This is a genomic window from Enterococcus sp. AZ128 (assembly GCF_051714485.1).
Lineage (GTDB): Bacteria > Bacillota > Bacilli > Lactobacillales > Enterococcaceae > Enterococcus_A.
The window spans coordinates 935001-953896 of record NZ_JBIORZ010000001.1 but is presented as its reverse complement, the minus strand read 5'-3'; the positions used below and the strand labels follow the sequence as shown (position 1 = coordinate 953896).

The window sequence follows — 18896 nt, the reverse complement described above, 5'->3', positions numbered from 1 at the left end:
CCAGTAGCTGATGCAACTCGTAAAAGTACAGTGAAAGAAAGACATCTCCTTTATTGTTTCTTTCCACTTCGACTTCTGAAACAGCATTAGATAGGCTTCTTTCCATGCATAAGATAGTTTTCGGTAGTGACAGAAAAATGACTTCTTTTCTTTTATCCATTCTGCTTTCTTCATCAGAGAAGAACCCTCACTACTCTCTTTTTGTACATCAAACTTGAAACCCAGCCTTTTATCTTCAGATAGGCACTTGGGGTACGTCTGCCTCTTTGAGGGGCTTCTTGCCAAATCAGCTAGTTTTCTTTCGATATCTGCTACCCTATTTTTTCACCTTCTTTGAGATGAAGATGAAATTTACTTCTGACACCTGTCATTTTTTCATCTCCAGCAACATGATTTTTCACCGCCACCCACATCACTTTTTTCTTCAAATCAGCTTCTTTGCTAGGCAATGGAAAAAATATTCGTGTGGCTATGGTCATTTGTGCCATCTACCACAGCCATCACTAGTGAGGCCATCAAACACTTCGAGATGAATTTTAGCAATAACCACAGAGACCGATTGGTATGACTATTTTTCTGTGCAACCATGCTTCTTGCCTTTCCCCACCCCTCTTTCAGCTATCAAATACAGATAAGTTTCTTCTATTGCAAATACCGTTTCCCCACCCACTGATAACTAAGCAACCTAAATTCAGCCTACTCCCCATCAGCTAAGCTGATTGAACCAAGATAAGCTGAAAGTAGCACCCAGCTAAGCTGATTTCAAGAGAGATACGGAATCTCTTCCTGCAATTCTTGCTCAAATGCTTAAGATCTTTTCTATTATCCATCTGACTATCAAGCTTGCATACAGATAACTATTCTAGCCAACTAAAGCCAGCAGTATCACAGGAAGAAAAGCATTAGATAAGTAACTTGGTACTTTTATCCCCCTAAAGCCCAACCCTCCAGTAAATATATTGGCAACATGAACTTTTATCTCTAGATTTTAACAGCAGAGATAAAGGGTCTCTAACCAGTATAAGGAAAGGAGCTGACCAAAAAATGAACACCCAAAGAAGTCCAACTGGCAAATAAGGCAAGACCCAAAATCCCTATAGCTAGATGAAATTGAGTCAAGCGACTTTAATGGCTCGTAAATGACTTCTTAAATAATACCAGTTAGATAGGGATTTCACCAAAAAAAACTTTTCAAATTCGTGGTATAGACTGGGTTGCCTAGGAGTAACTATCAGGCAATAATATAGATGTAGTAGCTACTCAAAAAATATCAAACTGTCCCACACTTTTGGCGCAAAAAGTCACTGGGACAGAGAAAGAATAAAGAAAAACAACTCTAGCCATTGGTACAACCGATTTTTTCATGAATCAAAGACCAAATCCATTGGTACACTTGGCTTTCAGCTATTTTGACCAGTGATCAGTATATTACTGGGGGTCGTAGTATGAGGCTTGGCAGATTCGTTTTAGCCATTTTGTCGGCATTTCTCCCAATGGGGGTACTGTAGAGCCCAAAAAGGACGTAAGGCGGATTTTCCTCCGAGGAAAGAGAAAGACATTCGCTCTTTCTTGCGGACACTAAGAAGCGTCCTACGGAAGTCAAGGGGCATTTCTCCATCGGCGGTGGCTGTCTCAGCCTTTGCCTGTGGGGTACCCAAAACCAAGACCCCAGTACTGGACTGAACACTGTACATTTCCTTGTCGCTCCTACTCCTGCAAAGGATTGTGGCAACTATTAAGGAAGAAATCGAGTGGCTCAAGGGATTCAGGCTCTTTAGGCATAGAGATTGGCTTGTACCATGAAGCTAGAGAAATAAACTAAGAAAAGAGGAATATATTATGCCAAAAACTACAAGCAAACAAGCAACACCTAGACACAGAAACTGGATATTTATTGTCTATCCAGATTCAGCACCTGAGAATTGGAGAGATATTGTAACAGATATTGGTGCATCATGGGGGCATAGCCCTTTGCACGATAAAGATGAAAATGAATATGGCGGAGCTAAAAAGCCTCACTACCATTGCCTTATCAAATTTAATAGCCTAAAGTCTCACAGACAAATGCTAAGCATAACTGGTAAACTCCATGCACCAAATCCGCAACCTTGTGAGTCTATTGTAGGAAAAGTAAGGTATTGGCTCCATCTGGATAACCCTGAAAAGTATCAATATGAGCAAGAAGACATAAAAGCCTTTAACGGCTTAGATATTAAAGAGATACTAAGACCAAGTAAGACAGAACAAACTGCCATGATGAGAGAAGCAAGAGCGTTCATCAGAGAAAATAATATCAAAGAGTTAAAAGACTTTATGGACTATGCAGATAAAGAAAAACCCGAATGGGGCTACGTCATCAATAAATACCACTGTGGTATCAGAGACTATATCAACAGTAGCAGATATAGTTCTAAGCACCAGCAAAATGAAGAATACGAAGGTCTACGCTTGATTCGGACTTTTATTAAAGAGAATGGTATCACAGAGATAGCTAACGTGTATGACTTCTTAGATGAAACTGCACCTCAATGGGGGTACTTAATGGATACGAAGTATCTTGAAATCAAGAACTACCTAGAAAGTACGATACGTAGAAATAAGCACAAAGTGCAGTTACATTCTCTTGATACCCCTAAACAAACGAACATCATACCTTTAGTGCCAAAAGGAATAGACTTGGATCTGTGGGAACTCACGATTAAAGAGTACCAAGACTCTTGTCTCTAAGTTTTCAGCACTGTTGTCCGTTTTAAGTTTTTACTAGCAATCAAACGCTTGATAAATATACTGACAGCAAGACAAATGTAATTTTAGTAGATTAGGGCTAATTTAATGTAAGGAGGAAATCAACCTAGTATGAAAAAATAGGTATTTCCTCCTTTTCGCTTTCAATCACCTTTGATAAGTTGTACCACTAATAAAATTCTAAAATTTTCAAGAAACAGCAAATAAATCTAAGTGAGTTTTGATTTCTTACTATCTAACTTGTTCTTATCAGATAACAGACCATAAGTGGCATAAGCAGGAATTATTATAGCTAAGAACATTTTAATAACAAACTTAAGAAATTTCATATGATTCACCATCCTTTATGTGTTAATCATATTTTACCATAACACTTATTAATAACCTAGCTATCACAGATAGTGGGGTATTTTTGTAGATACTTAAAGAATGAATTCAATCAATAAGACTATTAAACTTTCCAAGTATGACAAATAAAATCAGATAAATCAAATAACTAGAAAACCAAAGGTATTTTTCATAGCTCAAGGTTAGATACTAAATACACACCACCCAGTGAGTAAGATTCTTAAATCTACCATGTATAGCAGATTTACCAAGTTTGAAAGGTATAAATCATAGCTGGTAGTTGTACAAGACCAAAGGCAAGTTGCTTATCTCGGGTACCAGCAATGAGACAGCTTCTGACCACCACTACCACCGCAATCCATTGGTACAACCGACTTTCCACCTTTAAAGAGACCAAATCCCTTGGTACACTTGGCTTTCATCTATTCTGAACATTGAACAGCTTGTTACTGGGGGTCGTAGTATCTGCTTATTACGCTTCTCTAATGCCATTAGCCATGCTTGGGGTACTTACTGATTACTTATCCCAATAAACAGACATTTAGCAGCCTTTAATGTAAAAAAACATTTGCTTTTCACTATCTTCCATGGGAAAATTATTTCTGTGAGGAAAGGAGGAACCAAGGAGAGAACAACGATTAAAAAACTTACTTTTACAAAAAAGCGCTCTATTCAGCTTATCATTGCTACTTTAGCAGTCTTAGGAATCCTACTAACTATGAGTTTTCATTCCCAGAACAGAGTGAAAAGCTCTCTTAACTCTTTCAATGAACGCTGGAAAGAAATTGAATCAGAGGGTAACCTAGATTTGAGTTTATTGAATCCTAAAAATAACAAGTATATCCCATTAACAACCGGTAAGAAGATGGATAAAGAGAATAAAACAAATTTTCTCCCCTCTAGATTTGAAAAGCAAAATCAAATTAAGAGAATCAGCCATGATGAACAACTCTTATCCGATTTAGGAAATGAATACAGTAAAGCGGGTAATATTGGAGATACTTCAAAAGAATTTTCGATTGAGGATGAGCAGAAACGGTTAGATAAAATGTACGCCTATTTTGATGGTCTGACTACTGAGGGGAAAAATCAATTTAAGCCTGTAAAAGATAGCTTAGATAGGGCTAAAAAATCATTGGAAATAATTAGTGACTACAACAAATCCTACTATATCCCAATTGAAAAATCAGACCTACTACCTACTGCCTATAAATTTCCATTAAACACAGATGTCGCAAATCAATACTATAAAAAAATTTCTGATGAATTAGATTACAGCTATGATAGCTATAATCCAAATGCAGATACAGAAGAAAATACTACATCTGATATTCGAGAAACTGATTGGGATAACGGCGCTTATGGTATTCTATCTTGGGGAGAATCACTATACAGATATTATCTTGATTTAGAAGGAAGACCAGAAGCAGTGGCATCATTTAAAAACAACCTAAATCTAGGTGATACAGTTGTATCAGATGCTTTTTCCGATATGATTGAGGGACAGTATTCTAAAAAAGAAATGGAAAAACAAGATCCAAATGATATGTCAAAAGAAGAATTAAGTAGAAACCTAATCTATTCATTAGCTTCTAGTGGATACTATGAGCGTGCGACACAAGATGATGATAAAGCTACTACTAGTGTTATTACCCCGTCTTTATGGGTACTTCAAAAGAACGACAAGATAGTACTAAAAGCTTCATTCAATGAATTAAGTACTGCTAATGATGTAGAGACAGCTTCTGGAACATATTCCATGACTGATATGAATACTAAAGAATCTTTTAATATTACCATTAAGAACAATGATGATGGCTCTTATCATGTAACAGGACAAACTCCTGTAGGTGAAATCAATCATGATTATTCACCACTATCAAATAAAAGTACCAAGAAAGATGATAGTTCTACAAGTGAAGAAATTCTGCCATCAGCTAATGTTAGTAAAGAAACTATGGATAATACAACTATTGAAAGCTATTGCAATCTATTTGGAGGCAGATTTGTAACAAATACTGCTGATGATTATACAGCTAGCTGTTTCAGTAGATACCCTTATAGCTGGAGATTTGAAGAAGGTACTAAGGTACTGCTCTCTGCTGAATTCCTTGGTGTTGCTGATAGCACTGCAGATGGAACAGTACAGTTTAATATGAAAGATAAAGAGTCAGGTAAAGAATTTCTCTTAAATGTAACCCCAAATAGCGATTGGGACGGTTACAAACTCCAATCAGACACACCAATAGGTAAAATTGATGATACTTATGTTGCTGTCGATAGTAATAAAAATAATAAAAAACACGAGTCAAATAACAGTAGCTCTGACACCGAAGGGAATAAACAAGAAACAGACCCTAAAGGTGAAAAATCATTACAGGGGTATACTGGTGAAGATGCAACTAATCCATTTGACTGATACGAAACTAAATACCTTTTTCCTCACACTCAGGAGTCCTTATCTTAAAAGGGCGAATAGTGGTGTGAATCCCCATAGTACAGCCTTTCCTTGCCTATCCGACCACCAAAAAACAGCCCAAATTTCCTCCTCAGCGTCCGCAAATGACTTGCCCTACACTTGACCTACCCCACACAGGAAAATCCCGCAAAACGCATTTTTCGTCCTTTTTGTAGTGCCACCTATCAATCCTTAGATAGCCAGTAGTACAAAGAGAAATGAATGAACTGACCAATCAAAAAGCACTAAGAATGGCTATATAGAGCTGTTCCTAGTGCTTTTTGATTTGAATGATAGCTGTATGAATCACTTGCATTTGTTTCTGTCAGTCATGGGGGTATCTTGCCTATCAGAATACTTAGAGACATTAAATAACAGTTAATCAGTGGTGAAATAAAAGTAAAAAGGAGTCCTTTTAAGATTTTGGCACCTCGGAAATCCTTTAATGACAAGGCTTGGCTTCTTTGTTCCAATAGAATAGGAGCTATTTTTCTAGTTCCTCCAAATATGACGAACAAAGGAGACCATCATCATGGCAAAAAGACAAACAACTAATGTACAACCAATCAAGGATTCAAACGTACTCAAACAGGTACAGGATACGCTTTTAGACAGCTTTAAAGCTGGACGTAGAAACTACACCATCTTTCAGCTTGGCAAAGTAACGCTTCTAAGAGTCAGTGACGTATTATCTCTCGAATATTCAGATGTATTCACAGCTGAGGGGGTACTGAAAGAACGTGCCTACATCAGAGACCAAAAGACAGGCAAGCCAAATACCTTGTACCTCAAACCAATAGAAAAAGATTTGTATCTCTACAAAGAATGGCTTGATGATAACGATATCAAGAGCCAATGGCTCTTCCCCTCTTCTTCCGATTGGAATTCACCAATTACACGCAAGCAATACTACAAAATCATGCAGAAGACTGGCGATCTCTTAGGCATTAATTACTTGGGGACTCATACCATGAGAAAGACAGGTGCGTACAGAGTCTACGAGCAGACCAACTACAATATCGGCTTTGTCATGAAACTACTGAATCACTCTGACCAAAAGTCCACCCTAAGTTATTTAGGACTAGACGAGGTACAAAAAGAAGAGCTTCTTGACACGATTAACTTCGGTTAAACCCATGAAAGATGGTGAAAAACAATGAAAATAGTTTCAAAACCAATTTATTTTTGTCATTAAAATTGTCCGACCTACTTACCACTTCTAGGGGTACTGCTCATCTTTCAATGTACCTAACTATCAATTTGAGCTACCTATTTGACAAGGTAGCTCTGTTTGGAATCGCTACAAACCGCTATTTGGAGGGCTTTCAAAGGGATTTCGTATCCCTTATAATTAGTATATAGAGAAAAAAGAGACTAGCAATGAAGAATAATTCCATGGAAAAATGATTTACATTCTCTTACTTCCTGAAAATAATTGTTTCAGATGATTTCATCTAACCACACAACAAAAGGAGAGAACACACTATGACAAATCCAACAATCACTAAACACGACTTAATCGCATTGGGCTACGGACACTGTACCGCAGAGGAGCTGATTAAGAAAGCCAAGGCTTTGATGGTTGAAAGAGGCTTTGATTACTACACCAACTCACGCCTAGGGCGTGTCCCAGTACAAGCCATTGAAGACATCTTAGGTATTACATTAACCATAGAACCACTAGAGGAGGAAAAATAATATGACAGTCAGAAAAGACAAAGAGAAAGGCACTTGGATAATTGATATTACAAACGGAAAAAACCCTATTACAGGCAAGCCTAATCGTATCATCAAACGAAATATCCCAACTCGCAAAGAAGCAATCGAGCTAGAGAACCACCTAAGAGTTACTCAGTTAGGTGATACCTCTTTTGCCTCACGTATCATGACAATGGACATGCTATATGAGTTAGTGGTAGAAACAGATAAAGAGGAACAACGAAAAGAAAGCTACATGGCAACACAAGAGTATAACTACAATAAGCACATCAAGGAGTATTTTGCAAAAGCAAAGATAGAAAAACTGACTCACAAAGAGCTAAAAACTTTCCGTTCTTCCCTTTCAGACAAGGGCTTGTCTAATAACACCGTCAATAAACTCATGATTCAGATGAAGAAATTACTTGATGTTGCAGTGAAACATGGGGTACTAAAAGAAAATCCATGCAAGCAATTGAAAAAATTACCAGTCAAGAAGAAAAAGATGGACTACTGGACACCAGCGGAATTTCAAGAGTTTATGACTCTTTTTACGTCAGAGGAGTACCCTTTTCAGCTCTTTTTCAAAGTAGCCTATCTGACGGGTATGCGCATGGGAGAACTCTTAGGACTGACATGGGAAGATATTGATTTAAGAGGTGACTCTTTGGAAGTCAGTAAGACACTGATCCATTTAACAGGTCGTATGGTCATTAACTCACCTAAGACAGTCGCAGGAAACCGCCAAATCACACTGAATCACAAATTAGCTGATGAACTGTATCAGTGGAAGAACAAGCAAAAAGAGCTTCTCTCACCTTTTGTATCAGATACAGAGAAACTCCAAGTCTTTCAATTTGTCCCTAGTCTCATGACTCGCTACATGGTCACTAAGAAGTACGATAAGGTAATAGAACGAAGTTCTACACTGAAAAGAATCAGAATCCACGACTTCAGACACTCCCATGTGGCTTTACTGATAAATAACGGTGAAGACCCTTATACCATCAAAGAACGCATAGGACACGCCTCTATATCAACTACCTTGGATATTTACGGACACCTCTACCCCAACAAGCAGAAAAGCATGTCAGATAAATTGGATTGTCTCATATAAGAGGCAATCCCTATCAATTGAGCTTAATGGTGCATTGACTAACAGTATAATTAGTTGTAAAATGTTAACTAGCTTATATTTAGGCACGCCTAAACTTTTATTTAATCAAGACTAAAAAGGAGGTAAGTGAACCTATGAGCAGAGATAAAACAAGAGAATTAGCTGAACTATTGGAAAAACAAGAACTACTAAAGAAAATTTTTCTATGCAGATTATTCCAAAAGTCTGAATAACTAGCTACACCAACATTCTTGGAGATTTTCGAGATATCTCCAAAAAATCTCTAAAAATCACCCTATCTATATCCATGGGGGTACTACAAATATGCCTATAGGCACAAAGAAAAACCCAAGCGCTAGATAGCGTTTGGGTGAATGCCGGTGGTGGGAGTCGAACCCACACATCCTTGCGGATACTGGATTTTGAGTTTTACCGCTCTTATTACTTTAAGTCAATCTGACAAAAATAAATAAGACTATACCCATTTATAACCGATTTAAACAAGTTATGGGTTAGCCATCTAGGATATTTTCGAGAGATTCTATTTACCTGTATACTTCTACACAATAAGTATACCATCTATTTCTATCCTTGTCCAGCATTTTCTAGCTAGATTTAAGTTAGATGATTGCCACCCTCGTATCTTCTTTACTCAGTTTGATTAGATGAATCATTTCAAACGCAGATGAATAGTTCAAACCGACTTTCACTATATGCAGATGGTTGGAAAATCACAGGGTATCTAACGATTCAATCAGTGTAGAGCCCCCATCCTAGATTGTTGGAATTTTCTGCTCTTTTCAGTAGCCAAAGCAACTCATAAAAGCGCAGTGAAAGAAAGACGTTTTCTTCATTGCTTCTTTTCATTTCGGCTTCTGACACAGCATTAGATAGGCTTTTTCCATGAATCAGATAGTTTTCGGTAGTGACAGAAAAATGACTTCTTTTCTTCTATCCATTCTGCTTTCTTCATTAGAGAGGAACCTCCACTATTCTCTTTTTGCACATCAAACTTGAAACCCAGCCTTTTATCCTCAGATAGACACTTGGGGTACGTTTGCTTCTTGGCGGGATTTCTTGCCAAATCAGCTAGTTTTCTTTCTATATCCACCACCCTATTTTTTCACCGTCCTTGAGATGAAGATGAAAATTACTTCTGACCCCTGTCATTTTTTCATCTCCAGCAACATGATTTTTCACCCCCACCCACATCACTTTTTTCTCCAAATCAGCTTCTTTGCTAGGCAATGAAAAAAATAATTGTGTGGCTATGGGCATTTAAGCCATCTGCCACAGCCACCACCAGCGGGGCAATCAGACAACCTCAAGATGAATTTTAGCATTGCCACCAGATAGCGATTGGTACTCCCTTTTTTCTAGGCAACCATGCTTCTTGCCTCTCGCCACTCTTCTTTCAGCTATCGAATGCAGATAAGTTTCTTCTATTGTAAATACCCCTTTTCCAACCACTGATAGATAAACAACCTAAATTCAACCTCACACCCACCAGCTAAGCTGAAATCAATACGAAGAAAAGCTGATGCCAATTAATGTTGGACATCAATCAAGCAGAACCACATTTTTTCAGTTGTTAGCTAGAAAATTGCTACTGATACTTAAAGCTACACCTAATTTGATATTCCCTAAAGCTGATACCAGAAAAACGACTACTGATAGCGAGGCTACTACTCAATTAGATCTATTCTGGGGATAGGTGCTTTTTGGTGAATGGTCGTATTACTTACCAACTAAGAAAACATGCCCTGATATGTACTGTTAAAACCTAGCAAGAATTCATTACTTTTCGCACCTCAAATGAATCCTTGATTTTTCAGCAGTCTATGGGGGATACAGGGGGCAAAAATACTTGGTAGTGGGGCAAGCTATTTAGATAGTAGGTTAGAATCAAAACTTAACTCTACTAGCTGAATTGGTTGGCACACTACCAAGTATTTTTGATTATTCTTTTGATACCTATCTATATTGGCAGGTAAATATCCTTTAGCTATCTTCTCAGTTAATTTCATGTATTTAGGACAGATTAGGTACTATTAATATAGGAGATAGTTTATGCCACCCTATACCCTATTTTCATTTACTACTAGATAGATTAGTAGGTATCAATTAGGTAGATGCTCTAATTGATTGACTCACTCTATTTGTCAAAGCAAGCGGTTAAGATGATTAAGTTTAGTGGTAGATAGATTAGTAGATGTCAATTAGGCAGATGCTCTAATTGATTGACTCACTCTACTTGTCAAAGCAAGCGGTTAAGATGATTAAGTTTAATCGTGATGAAATAGTCATGATTGCTGGTAAGACTAAAATACTACGTATTTTGTATGGCTATAGGTGTGATACCATTTCCACTACCCCAGTTGAATAAGATGGTTAAACTTGCCACTGGTAACAGATGCTACACGTTTGAGAGATAAAAACCTTAGCTAACAAGCTTATGTTGCTCTCATTCACTGGTACAGAATGAAATGTCGAAATAGGTGCTTCTTTTGTCCTCTGATACTATCGCTATTATCCCATCAAACGTTTAGTCACTGCATAGTGATACAGCGTGAATAACATTTTTCACTATGCATTCTCTTCTTAAAGCTCCTAGGGGTACTTCTATTTCCTCACTTGTACTATCTTTAATTTTACTACGCTTAGACATTTAATAACTGATTTCATATAAAAGAAATTGCCATCTGTTGACGAAAATGAGAAAATAGTATTTGTGAGGAAAGGAGGTAAAACAAGGAGGAATCGCCTAATATGGCAATGAAACGAACTGTGGTGCTTTTGGGAGTCACACTTTCCATGACACTACTAGTTGGGTGTTCTAAGAAATCAGAACCAACAAACAATACGACACAAACCACTACTAATACTAGTCAGTCAATGAGTAGTACAAATGAAGCAAACGCTAGTAATGAAAACACCAAGGAGACAGATACACACTCATTTGATGCTCTATCAAATGAAACTAAGATAGTACTCTACACTGATATTGTTGATGAGAGGGTGAAAGAATTTCCAGGACTTGACCAATTTGCGTTGTCTTATTACCAAGAAGACAATGACGTTTATATTCTTCTTAATGGTGGTGCTGGCAGAGTACAAACAGTCTTCCATCTGCTATCGTCTGATGAAGGAATACAACCTATACAAACAATTGGCTATGACACTGCTAATGGTCATGCTGATGCTTCTCTAGATGGGAATACAAAATTCGTCTCCAAAGACACGTTGTACCAAACTTATACAGACCGAAAAGCAGACTTTGACAAGGCTGTAGGTAGCGTGAAAGAAGACCGCAACATCTATCTAAACTTTGTTGATGGCTTACGCAAGACTGGCGCACCTATGGAAAGTGCTGACAGCAAACTAACGAATGAAGAACTTGTTGTTGCAGCATATATCAAAAATCATATGCAAGAAGACCAAGGAGATAATATCCCTATCTACATCACAAGAATGTTAGGTACTGCTATACTCAAATTCAACAAAACTGACAACGGATACTCCATTGACGGTGTTCAGCAAACAGTCTATGATAAAGCCCAAATTTCAGATGGTAAAATAACTTGCACCATATCCCCTTCTGATTTCAAATACAATAATGGGCAATCAACAGCTACTCTTTCAGTTGACAGTTTACAATCTGAGTTCCGAAGCTACAAAGGGATGATGACTCTTCTTACAAACTACATCAAGATATCTGAGGAATTAGACACCAGAAACAAGCAAGAAGGCATAAGTAAGCAAAAGAGTAACAGTCAGATTGATACTAAAAACCTGACAGAAGACCAAGTCAAAACATGGATGAGAAACTACTTAATCCAATATGAGAACATGGATTCTGACATGGTTAATAGTCGAGTAGTAATAGAGCTTTCTGTTGATGATGAAGGCTTTCTAATCGTTAATCCACGTTCTACAGGAGGAGAAAGTATCTCTTCTATCGGATGGTATCGTATTAATTCAAATGGTGAGTTGCAGAAGCAAAATATGGCTGATAATAGTTGGAAAACTGTTAGCACAACTTATTTAGATTCAGCACAAGGAGGTGAATAGCATGACTCAAGACAAGCAATTGGTCTGTGATTACTGCAATACACCACTTTCTGATGGAGCTAAATTCTGTCCCTCTTGTGGCAAAGCAATAGATTCAAATAATACCACAATAGACCAAACCTCTATTGCTCAAAATCTAAGACTACTCAAACCAACTGAAGCCAACTTCACCTATTTGAGAGAGTTTCTAACAAGTAACTTTGAATTGTCTCATACTTGTTATGGGGTACTTTTCATTCTGACATTGCTTTCAGCAAAACGAGGATTTCAGCTCTTTATAGTATTATCTCTTATAGCTTATGTTCTAGGTGTATTGAGTAAAGGACAAGAAATACAAGCAAATAAAAAACTGATTTCTTTATTTTCTCAGACCTATACTCAATCAGGAGTGGCGCTTCAGTCATTACAGGAAGAATCTAGTAAATTAGTTGGAAAATCTAGCAAATTAGTAGGAGAACTTGCAAAACCTATTGGCGCTGATAGTGCTGAAACAAATAGTACACCAGATTTGACAGATCAATCAAAGAAAAGTGTGAGTACGAATCTAAATACTCCTATTGCTAAGGGTAATTCATTCGGCATAGCAAGTATTCTGCTGATTGTCTCATGTCTACTATCACTTTATGGGGTACTTGGAGCAGATTTCTTTAAGATGATGAATAGTAGCCTCTATGATACTCTAGGACAACTAAGCCAATATAGCGGTTATGCGGATAGTGTTAACGAATATTTTAGTGGAGAATCTAGCAATTCTTCCGACATTATTCAGTATATTAGGTACGCACTAGTTGGCATACCTATCTTGACATTAATCTTTGGCATTATCTCTTCCAAAGGACTACAAATCATTGGAGTACTCCTTTCTTTCGTAGAATTAGCTTTCTTCATACTAGTAGGCGCTTATATCGGAGATAAAGCCAATAATCTATTGGGAGGATATTCTGATAGTTTTTCGCAAGCACTGTTTGAAAATCAAGACAAACTTATTGGACTACCAGCCTATGCTTTATTGATTGGTTCAATTGGCATGGTCATATTCTCCCTATCTAGACTAGTAACATCTAGAAACAAAGGAGGAATAAATTAACCATGACAAAGAAGAAAAAAGGAATACTAATCATATCAAGCATAATCGTCCTAATAGCGATAGGCATTTCAGCTTTCTACTTATTAAAGAAACCTACGCTTGAATCTGTACTAGATTCAAAGACCTCGTCTTGGGAAGCAACAGTGACTGATATCAAAGTAAACGGTTCTCTAAAAAAAGAACTAGAACAAGAATTAAACTTAGATATTGATGAAATAATTGATACAATTGAAGGCTACAAAAATACCATAGACTTCTATTCATATGCTAAAGGTGCGGTATCTATCTCAGTCGGTAAAGAAAAATATGCTATTCCTTTTGCTTTTAAAGCAAGAGACAACAAAGCTGAACTCAATGTTAGTAATTTACCTCTGTTATTTGGTTCAAATCCTACTTTCAGCCTTACCGCTTCTACAATAAGTACTGAAAAGATAGAGGGAGACTTAGAAGTTACATTTGACTCTTTAACAAAAGAACAAGCTAATATAAGCATTTCAATAGTTCTAACTAACAAATCAAGACCGAAAGAACCTACAAAAGATTCCGAATTAAAGAGCTTCTTAACACAGGACGGTGGAAAGTGGAACTTTTCTGCTTATTTAATGGCAGATAAAGTCGAAAATATGGCACCAAAAGAAGCATCCATTGAGTTTAAAAAAGATGGTACAGGTAATATGGAAAAATTTTTATCAGATAATACTTCTCAGCCATTCACCTATAAGATAGAAAAAAATACCATCAATATTACACTTAAAGATGATGAAACGGGTAAGAACGTAAACTTTAGTATTTTTGTGGATTCAGCTGAGGATAATAAGATAGATGCTGGATTTAAATTACTTCTAAATAAAGATGATGCTGAAACACTTTCTTCTGGGAATAGTGAAGAATTAGAAGCTAGACAAGATGCAACGAGAATAACACTAACAAAATAAAACCTTTTTCCTCACACTCAGGAGTCCTTATCTCAAAAGGACGCATAGGCTTGTGAATCCCCATGTACAGCCTTTCCTCAGCTATCCGACCACCAAAAATCAGCCAAAATTTCCTCCTCAGCGTCCGCAAATCACTTGCCCTACACTTGACCTACCCCTCACAGGAAAATCCCACAAAACGCATTTTTCGTCCTTTTTGTAGTGCCACCTATCAAGCCTTAGATAGCTAGTAGTCCAAAGAGAAATGAATAAAGCAACTAGTAAAAAAGCACTAAGAATGGCTATATACCGCTGTTCTTTGTGCTTTTTGGTTTGTATGCTAGTTAGATGAATAACTTGTATTTGCTTCTATCTTCTATGGGGTATCTTGCCTAGTAGAATACTTAGAGAAGTTAAATAACGGTGAGTCAGTGGTGAAATAAAAGTAAAAAGGAGTCCTTTTGAGATTTTGGCACCTCGAAAATCCTTTAATGACAAGGCTTGGCTTCTTTGTTGCAATAGAATAGGAGCTATTTTTCTAGTTCCTCCAAATATGACGAACAAAGGAGACCATTATCATGGCAAAAAGACAAACGACTAACGTCCAACCAATCAAGGATTCAAACGTACTCAAACAGGTACAGGATACTCTCTTAGATAGTTTCAAAGCTGGTCGTAGAAACTACACCATCTTTCAGCTTGGCAAGGTAACACTTCTAAGAGTCAGTGACGTTCTCTCACTAGAGTATTCAGACGTATTTACAGCTGATGGGGTACTGAAAGAACGTGCCTATATCAGAGACCAAAAGACAGGCAAGCCCAACACCTTGTACCTCAAACCAATAGAAAAAGAGTTGTATCTCTACAAAGAATGGCTTGATGATAACGCCATCAAGAGCCAATGGCTCTTCCCCTCTTCTTCCGATTGGAATTCACCAGTTACACGCAAGCAATACTACAAAATCATGCAGAAGACTGGCGATCTCTTGAGCATAAATTACTTAGGAACTCATACCATGAGAAAGACAGGTGCTTACAGAGTCTACGAACAGACCAACTACAACATTGGCTTTGTTATGAAACTACTAAATCATTCTGACCAAAAGTCTACTCTCAGCTATTTAGGGCTGGACGAGGTACAAAAAGAAGAGCTTCTTGACACGATTAACTTTGGATAGTTAATTTAAATTAGATTTAAATTAAAACTAAATAATATTTATCTAATTTTAAAAAAGGTTGATAATGCTTTTGAGCAGGGTTAAACCAATTTCAACTAAAGTTAGCTATTTTAAATGCCATAGGTAACTAGCAAAAATAGCCCTTTAAATCTATATCAATCCTTGATATGACGGGGTTTACAGCACTTTTGAAACTTGGTATTGTATACACATAACGAGGCGCCACGTTAAATAAAAAGTAAATGAGGAACCAAATATGTATGAAAAAGAAATCCAAAATAGTATCAAAAATGAACTAGATTTATTAGCTACTAAAGAAATTACCCTATACGAAAGTGCTCTATTTTCAGAGAACAGACAAGCTATCAAAACAGCCGTCTTTGAAAGAACAAAGAGACAGCTTTCAATCGTAATGAGCAACTACCAACAAGCACTTGAACAACTTTTATTTTCAGATGTGGTATCTGATGAGACTTATAAAAATATTGCTTTTGAAATAGATGATGTGGTCTCAGATGTAGCTAGAGATATTAAAAAGGACACAGAGAGTACGGAAGAACTAATGGAATATTTTAGTGGATTCAATCCTACCGATAGTTCTATTGTCTCTTCTGTCACAGATACCATGGTACTAGATGCTATTGGTTATGCTATGACGGAAATTCAGATTGCTTTTAATGAGCGTTTTGAAGATTTACATGAGCATTTCATGAACTTCAACACTGATTACGAAGCGAACATGGATTCTTTAGATAAAAGTACTGATTTAGCAACACCTGACTTATATCTATAAAACCTAGCCCCTTCCTACTTTCTAAAATCCTTAGAAAGGGGCTTGATTTCTGATTTATTACTGATATCACGAGAGTTATATCACTCTCAAATACACTATCCCAAAGGAGAATAAGAAAATGAATAATACTATAATTGAAGAACTGAATGGACTAATTCCGAGAGGAGTTACTCTTTATGAGAGTGCTGTTATTGCAAAAAATAGAGAGACTCTTAAAGAGGACATCTTAAAAAGAACAAAGAGACAAATTTCTATCGTAATGAGTAACTATCAACAGACACTTGAAGAATTCTTACTGTCAGATGCTGTATCTACTAATATTTATCAAGAAATCGTTTCTAAATCGGATGAGCTACTCTCAGAAATGGCTAATTACATTGACAAGGACACAGGGAACATCAAACAACTATTTGAGGACTTAAGATTAAATTCTAACCATGGTTCTATTATCTCCTCTGTCACAGATGAATTTATACTACAGGCTATCACGGAAATTATGCCTGAATATCAAGCTATTTTGGATGATTGCTTTGAAATTGATTGGAGAGATTTCATAGGAACCAAAAGTAACTATGAAGAAAATATGGCTACTTTAGATGATGAACTCAGTAATTTAAAAATACCTAGCTCAACCTACATTGAATTCTACTAGAACCTAGCCCCTTTCTACTTGCTAAAATCCGTAGAAAGGGGCTTGATTTCTGATTAGAAAGTGAAAATAATTTTTTCAGATGATTACATCTAGTTACTATCTGAAAAGGAGAATGATACTATGACAAATCCAACAATCACTAAACATGACTTAATCGCATTAGGCTACGGACACTGTACCGCAGAGGAGCTGATTAAGAAAGCCAAGGCTTTGATGGTAGAAAGAGGCTTTGACTACTACACCAACTCACGCCTTGGGCGTGTGCCTGTACAAGCCATTGAAGACATCTTAGGTATTACATTGACCATAGAGCCACTAGAGGAGGAAGAATAATATGACCGTCAGAAAAGACAAAGAGAAAGGTACTTGGGTAATTGATATTACAAACGGCAAAGACCCTGTCACAGGCAAGCCAAATCGTATCATCAAACGGAATATCGCTACTCGCAGAGAAGCAATCGAGCTAGAAAATCACCTAAGAGTTACTCAATTAGGTGATTCCTCTTTTGCCTCAAGTATCATGACAATGGATATGCTATATGAACTAGTGGTAGAAACAGACAAAGAGGAACAAAGAAAAGAAAGTTACATGGCGACACAAGAATATAACTACAATAGGCACATCAAGGAGTATTTTGCAAAAGCAAAGATAGAAAAACTGACGCATAAAGAGCTAAAAACTTTCCGTTCTTCCCTTTCAGACAAGGGCTTATCTAATAACACGGTCAATAAGCTCATGATTCAGATGAAGAAACTACTTGATGTTGCAGTGAAACATGGGGTACTAAAAGAAAATCCATGCAAGCAACTGAAAAAGTTACCAGTCAAGAAGAAAAAGATGGACTACTGGACACCAACAGAATTTCAAGATTTCATGACGCTTTTTACGCCAGAGGAGTACCCTTTTCAGCTCTTTTTCAAAGTAGCTTATCTCACTGGTATGCGTATGGGCGAACTCTTAGGGCTGACATGGGAGGATATTGATTTAAGAGGCGATTCTTTGGAAGTGAGTAAAACGCTGATCCATTTAACAGGACGTATGGTAATCAACTCACCTAAGACAGTTGCAGGAAACCGCCAAATTACACTGAATCACAAATTAGCTGATGAACTGTATCAGTGGAAAGACAGACAGAGAGAACTTCTTGCAGAATACGTAACAGAACCAGAGAAACTACAGGTCTTTCAATTTGTCCCTAGTCTCATGACTCGCTACATGGTCACTAAGAAGTACGATAAGGTAATAGAACGAAGTTCTACACTGAAAAGAATCAGAATCCACGATTTCAGACACTCCCATGTGGCTTTACTGATAAATAACGGTGAAGACCCTTATACCATCAAAGAACGCATAGGACACGCCTCAATTTCAACTACCTTGGATATTTACGGACACCTCTACCCCAACAAGCAGAAAAGCATGTCAGATAAATTGGATTGTCTCATATGAGAGGCAATCCTAGCTGAAACTGGATTCTTAGAGACTTTCAAGATATCTCCAAAAAATCTCTAAAAATTGCACTATCCATATCCATGGGTGTACTACAAATATGCCCATGGACACAAAGAAAAACCCAAGCGCTAGATAGCGTTTGGGTGAATGCCGGTGGTGGGAGTCGAACCCACACATCCTTGCGGATACTGGATTTTGAGTCCAGCGCGTCTGCCAATTCCGCCACGCCGGCATGTCAATAAATATTCTAGTACTAAGGCGGTAACCGGATTTGAACCGGTGATGAAGGTTTTGCAGACCTCTGCCTTACCACTTGGCTATACCGCCATTATACTATTGTTTTCCTCTCAGAACAAGTTTTTCAAGAAAATTTCTTGATAGC

14 protein-coding genes and 2 tRNA genes are annotated in these 18896 nt (G+C 37.3%); 13 read left to right on the top strand and 3 right to left on the bottom strand.

Annotation, left to right across the window (positions count from 1 at the left end; translation table 11 throughout):
• Positions 1 to 311 precede the first annotated feature (311 nt).
• Complete coding sequence (locus tag IGI38_RS04755) at positions 312 to 479, bottom strand: hypothetical protein (protein ID WP_438727301.1); 168 nt, start codon at positions 477 to 479, stop codon at positions 312 to 314.
• 1360 nt (positions 480 to 1839) lie between these two features.
• Here IGI38_RS04755 and IGI38_RS04750 point away from each other — a divergent pair.
• The 13 genes from IGI38_RS04750 to IGI38_RS04690 all read left to right on the top strand — a co-directional run bounded on the left by IGI38_RS04750 (position 1840) and on the right by IGI38_RS04690 (position 18511).
• Complete coding sequence (locus IGI38_RS04750; protein WP_438727298.1) at positions 1840 to 2727, top strand: replication protein; 888 nt, start codon at positions 1840 to 1842, stop codon at positions 2725 to 2727.
• A gap of 970 nt (positions 2728 to 3697) precedes the next feature.
• On the top strand, positions 3698 to 5512 hold the full coding sequence (locus tag IGI38_RS04745) for a hypothetical protein (protein ID WP_438727296.1): 1815 nt from the start codon (positions 3698 to 3700) through the stop codon (positions 5510 to 5512).
• 571 nt (positions 5513 to 6083) lie between these two features.
• On the top strand, positions 6084 to 6683 hold the full coding sequence (locus IGI38_RS04740; RefSeq protein WP_010828681.1) for a tyrosine-type recombinase/integrase: 600 nt from the start codon (positions 6084 to 6086) through the stop codon (positions 6681 to 6683).
• A gap of 353 nt (positions 6684 to 7036) precedes the next feature.
• The gene (locus IGI38_RS04735; protein ID WP_010828680.1) at positions 7037 to 7249 is read left to right on the top strand and encodes a DUF3173 domain-containing protein; all 213 of its coding nucleotides are present in this window, start codon (positions 7037 to 7039) and stop codon (positions 7247 to 7249) included.
• A gap of 1 nt (position 7250) precedes the next feature.
• On the top strand, positions 7251 to 8366 hold the full coding sequence (locus tag IGI38_RS04730; protein ID WP_010828679.1) for a tyrosine-type recombinase/integrase: 1116 nt from the start codon (positions 7251 to 7253) through the stop codon (positions 8364 to 8366).
• 2769 nt (positions 8367 to 11135) lie between these two features.
• Positions 11136 to 12437, top strand: a complete 1302-nt coding sequence (locus IGI38_RS04725; protein WP_438727292.1) for a hypothetical protein — start codon at positions 11136 to 11138, stop codon at positions 12435 to 12437.
• A 1-nt stretch (position 12438) separates the two neighbouring features.
• Positions 12439 to 13524: a zinc ribbon domain-containing protein gene (locus tag IGI38_RS04720; protein ID WP_438727289.1), complete on the top strand. Its 1086-nt coding sequence runs from the start codon at positions 12439 to 12441 to the stop codon at positions 13522 to 13524.
• 2 nt (positions 13525 to 13526) lie between these two features.
• Positions 13527 to 14459 carry a hypothetical protein gene (locus tag IGI38_RS04715; RefSeq protein WP_438727286.1) on the top strand — a complete coding sequence of 311 codons (933 nt, stop codon included), beginning with the start codon at positions 13527 to 13529 and terminating at the stop codon, positions 14457 to 14459.
• A 557-nt stretch (positions 14460 to 15016) separates the two neighbouring features.
• Positions 15017 to 15616: a tyrosine-type recombinase/integrase gene (locus tag IGI38_RS04710; RefSeq protein WP_263306735.1), complete on the top strand. Its 600-nt coding sequence runs from the start codon at positions 15017 to 15019 to the stop codon at positions 15614 to 15616.
• Between the two features lie 256 nt (positions 15617 to 15872).
• Entirely contained in the window at positions 15873 to 16409 is a 537-nt protein-coding gene (locus IGI38_RS04705; RefSeq protein WP_438727283.1) for a hypothetical protein, read from the top strand.
• A gap of 118 nt (positions 16410 to 16527) precedes the next feature.
• Entirely contained in the window at positions 16528 to 17061 is a 534-nt protein-coding gene (locus IGI38_RS04700; RefSeq protein WP_438727280.1) for a hypothetical protein, read from the top strand.
• A 120-nt stretch (positions 17062 to 17181) separates the two neighbouring features.
• On the top strand, positions 17182 to 17394 hold the full coding sequence (locus IGI38_RS04695; RefSeq protein WP_010785460.1) for a DUF3173 domain-containing protein: 213 nt from the start codon (positions 17182 to 17184) through the stop codon (positions 17392 to 17394).
• Position 17395: 1 nt separating this feature from the next.
• On the top strand, positions 17396 to 18511 hold the full coding sequence (locus tag IGI38_RS04690) for a tyrosine-type recombinase/integrase (RefSeq protein WP_438727277.1): 1116 nt from the start codon (positions 17396 to 17398) through the stop codon (positions 18509 to 18511).
• Positions 18512 to 18662: 151 nt separating this feature from the next.
• On the opposite strand, the gene IGI38_RS04685 is transcribed toward IGI38_RS04690, so the two are convergent.
• Both IGI38_RS04685 and IGI38_RS04680 read right to left on the bottom strand, forming a co-directional pair.
• Positions 18663 to 18746: transfer RNA gene (locus tag IGI38_RS04685), tRNA-Leu, on the bottom strand.
• Positions 18747 to 18770: 24 nt separating this feature from the next.
• Positions 18771 to 18841, bottom strand: a tRNA-Cys gene (locus IGI38_RS04680).
• Positions 18842 to 18896 lie beyond the last annotated feature (55 nt).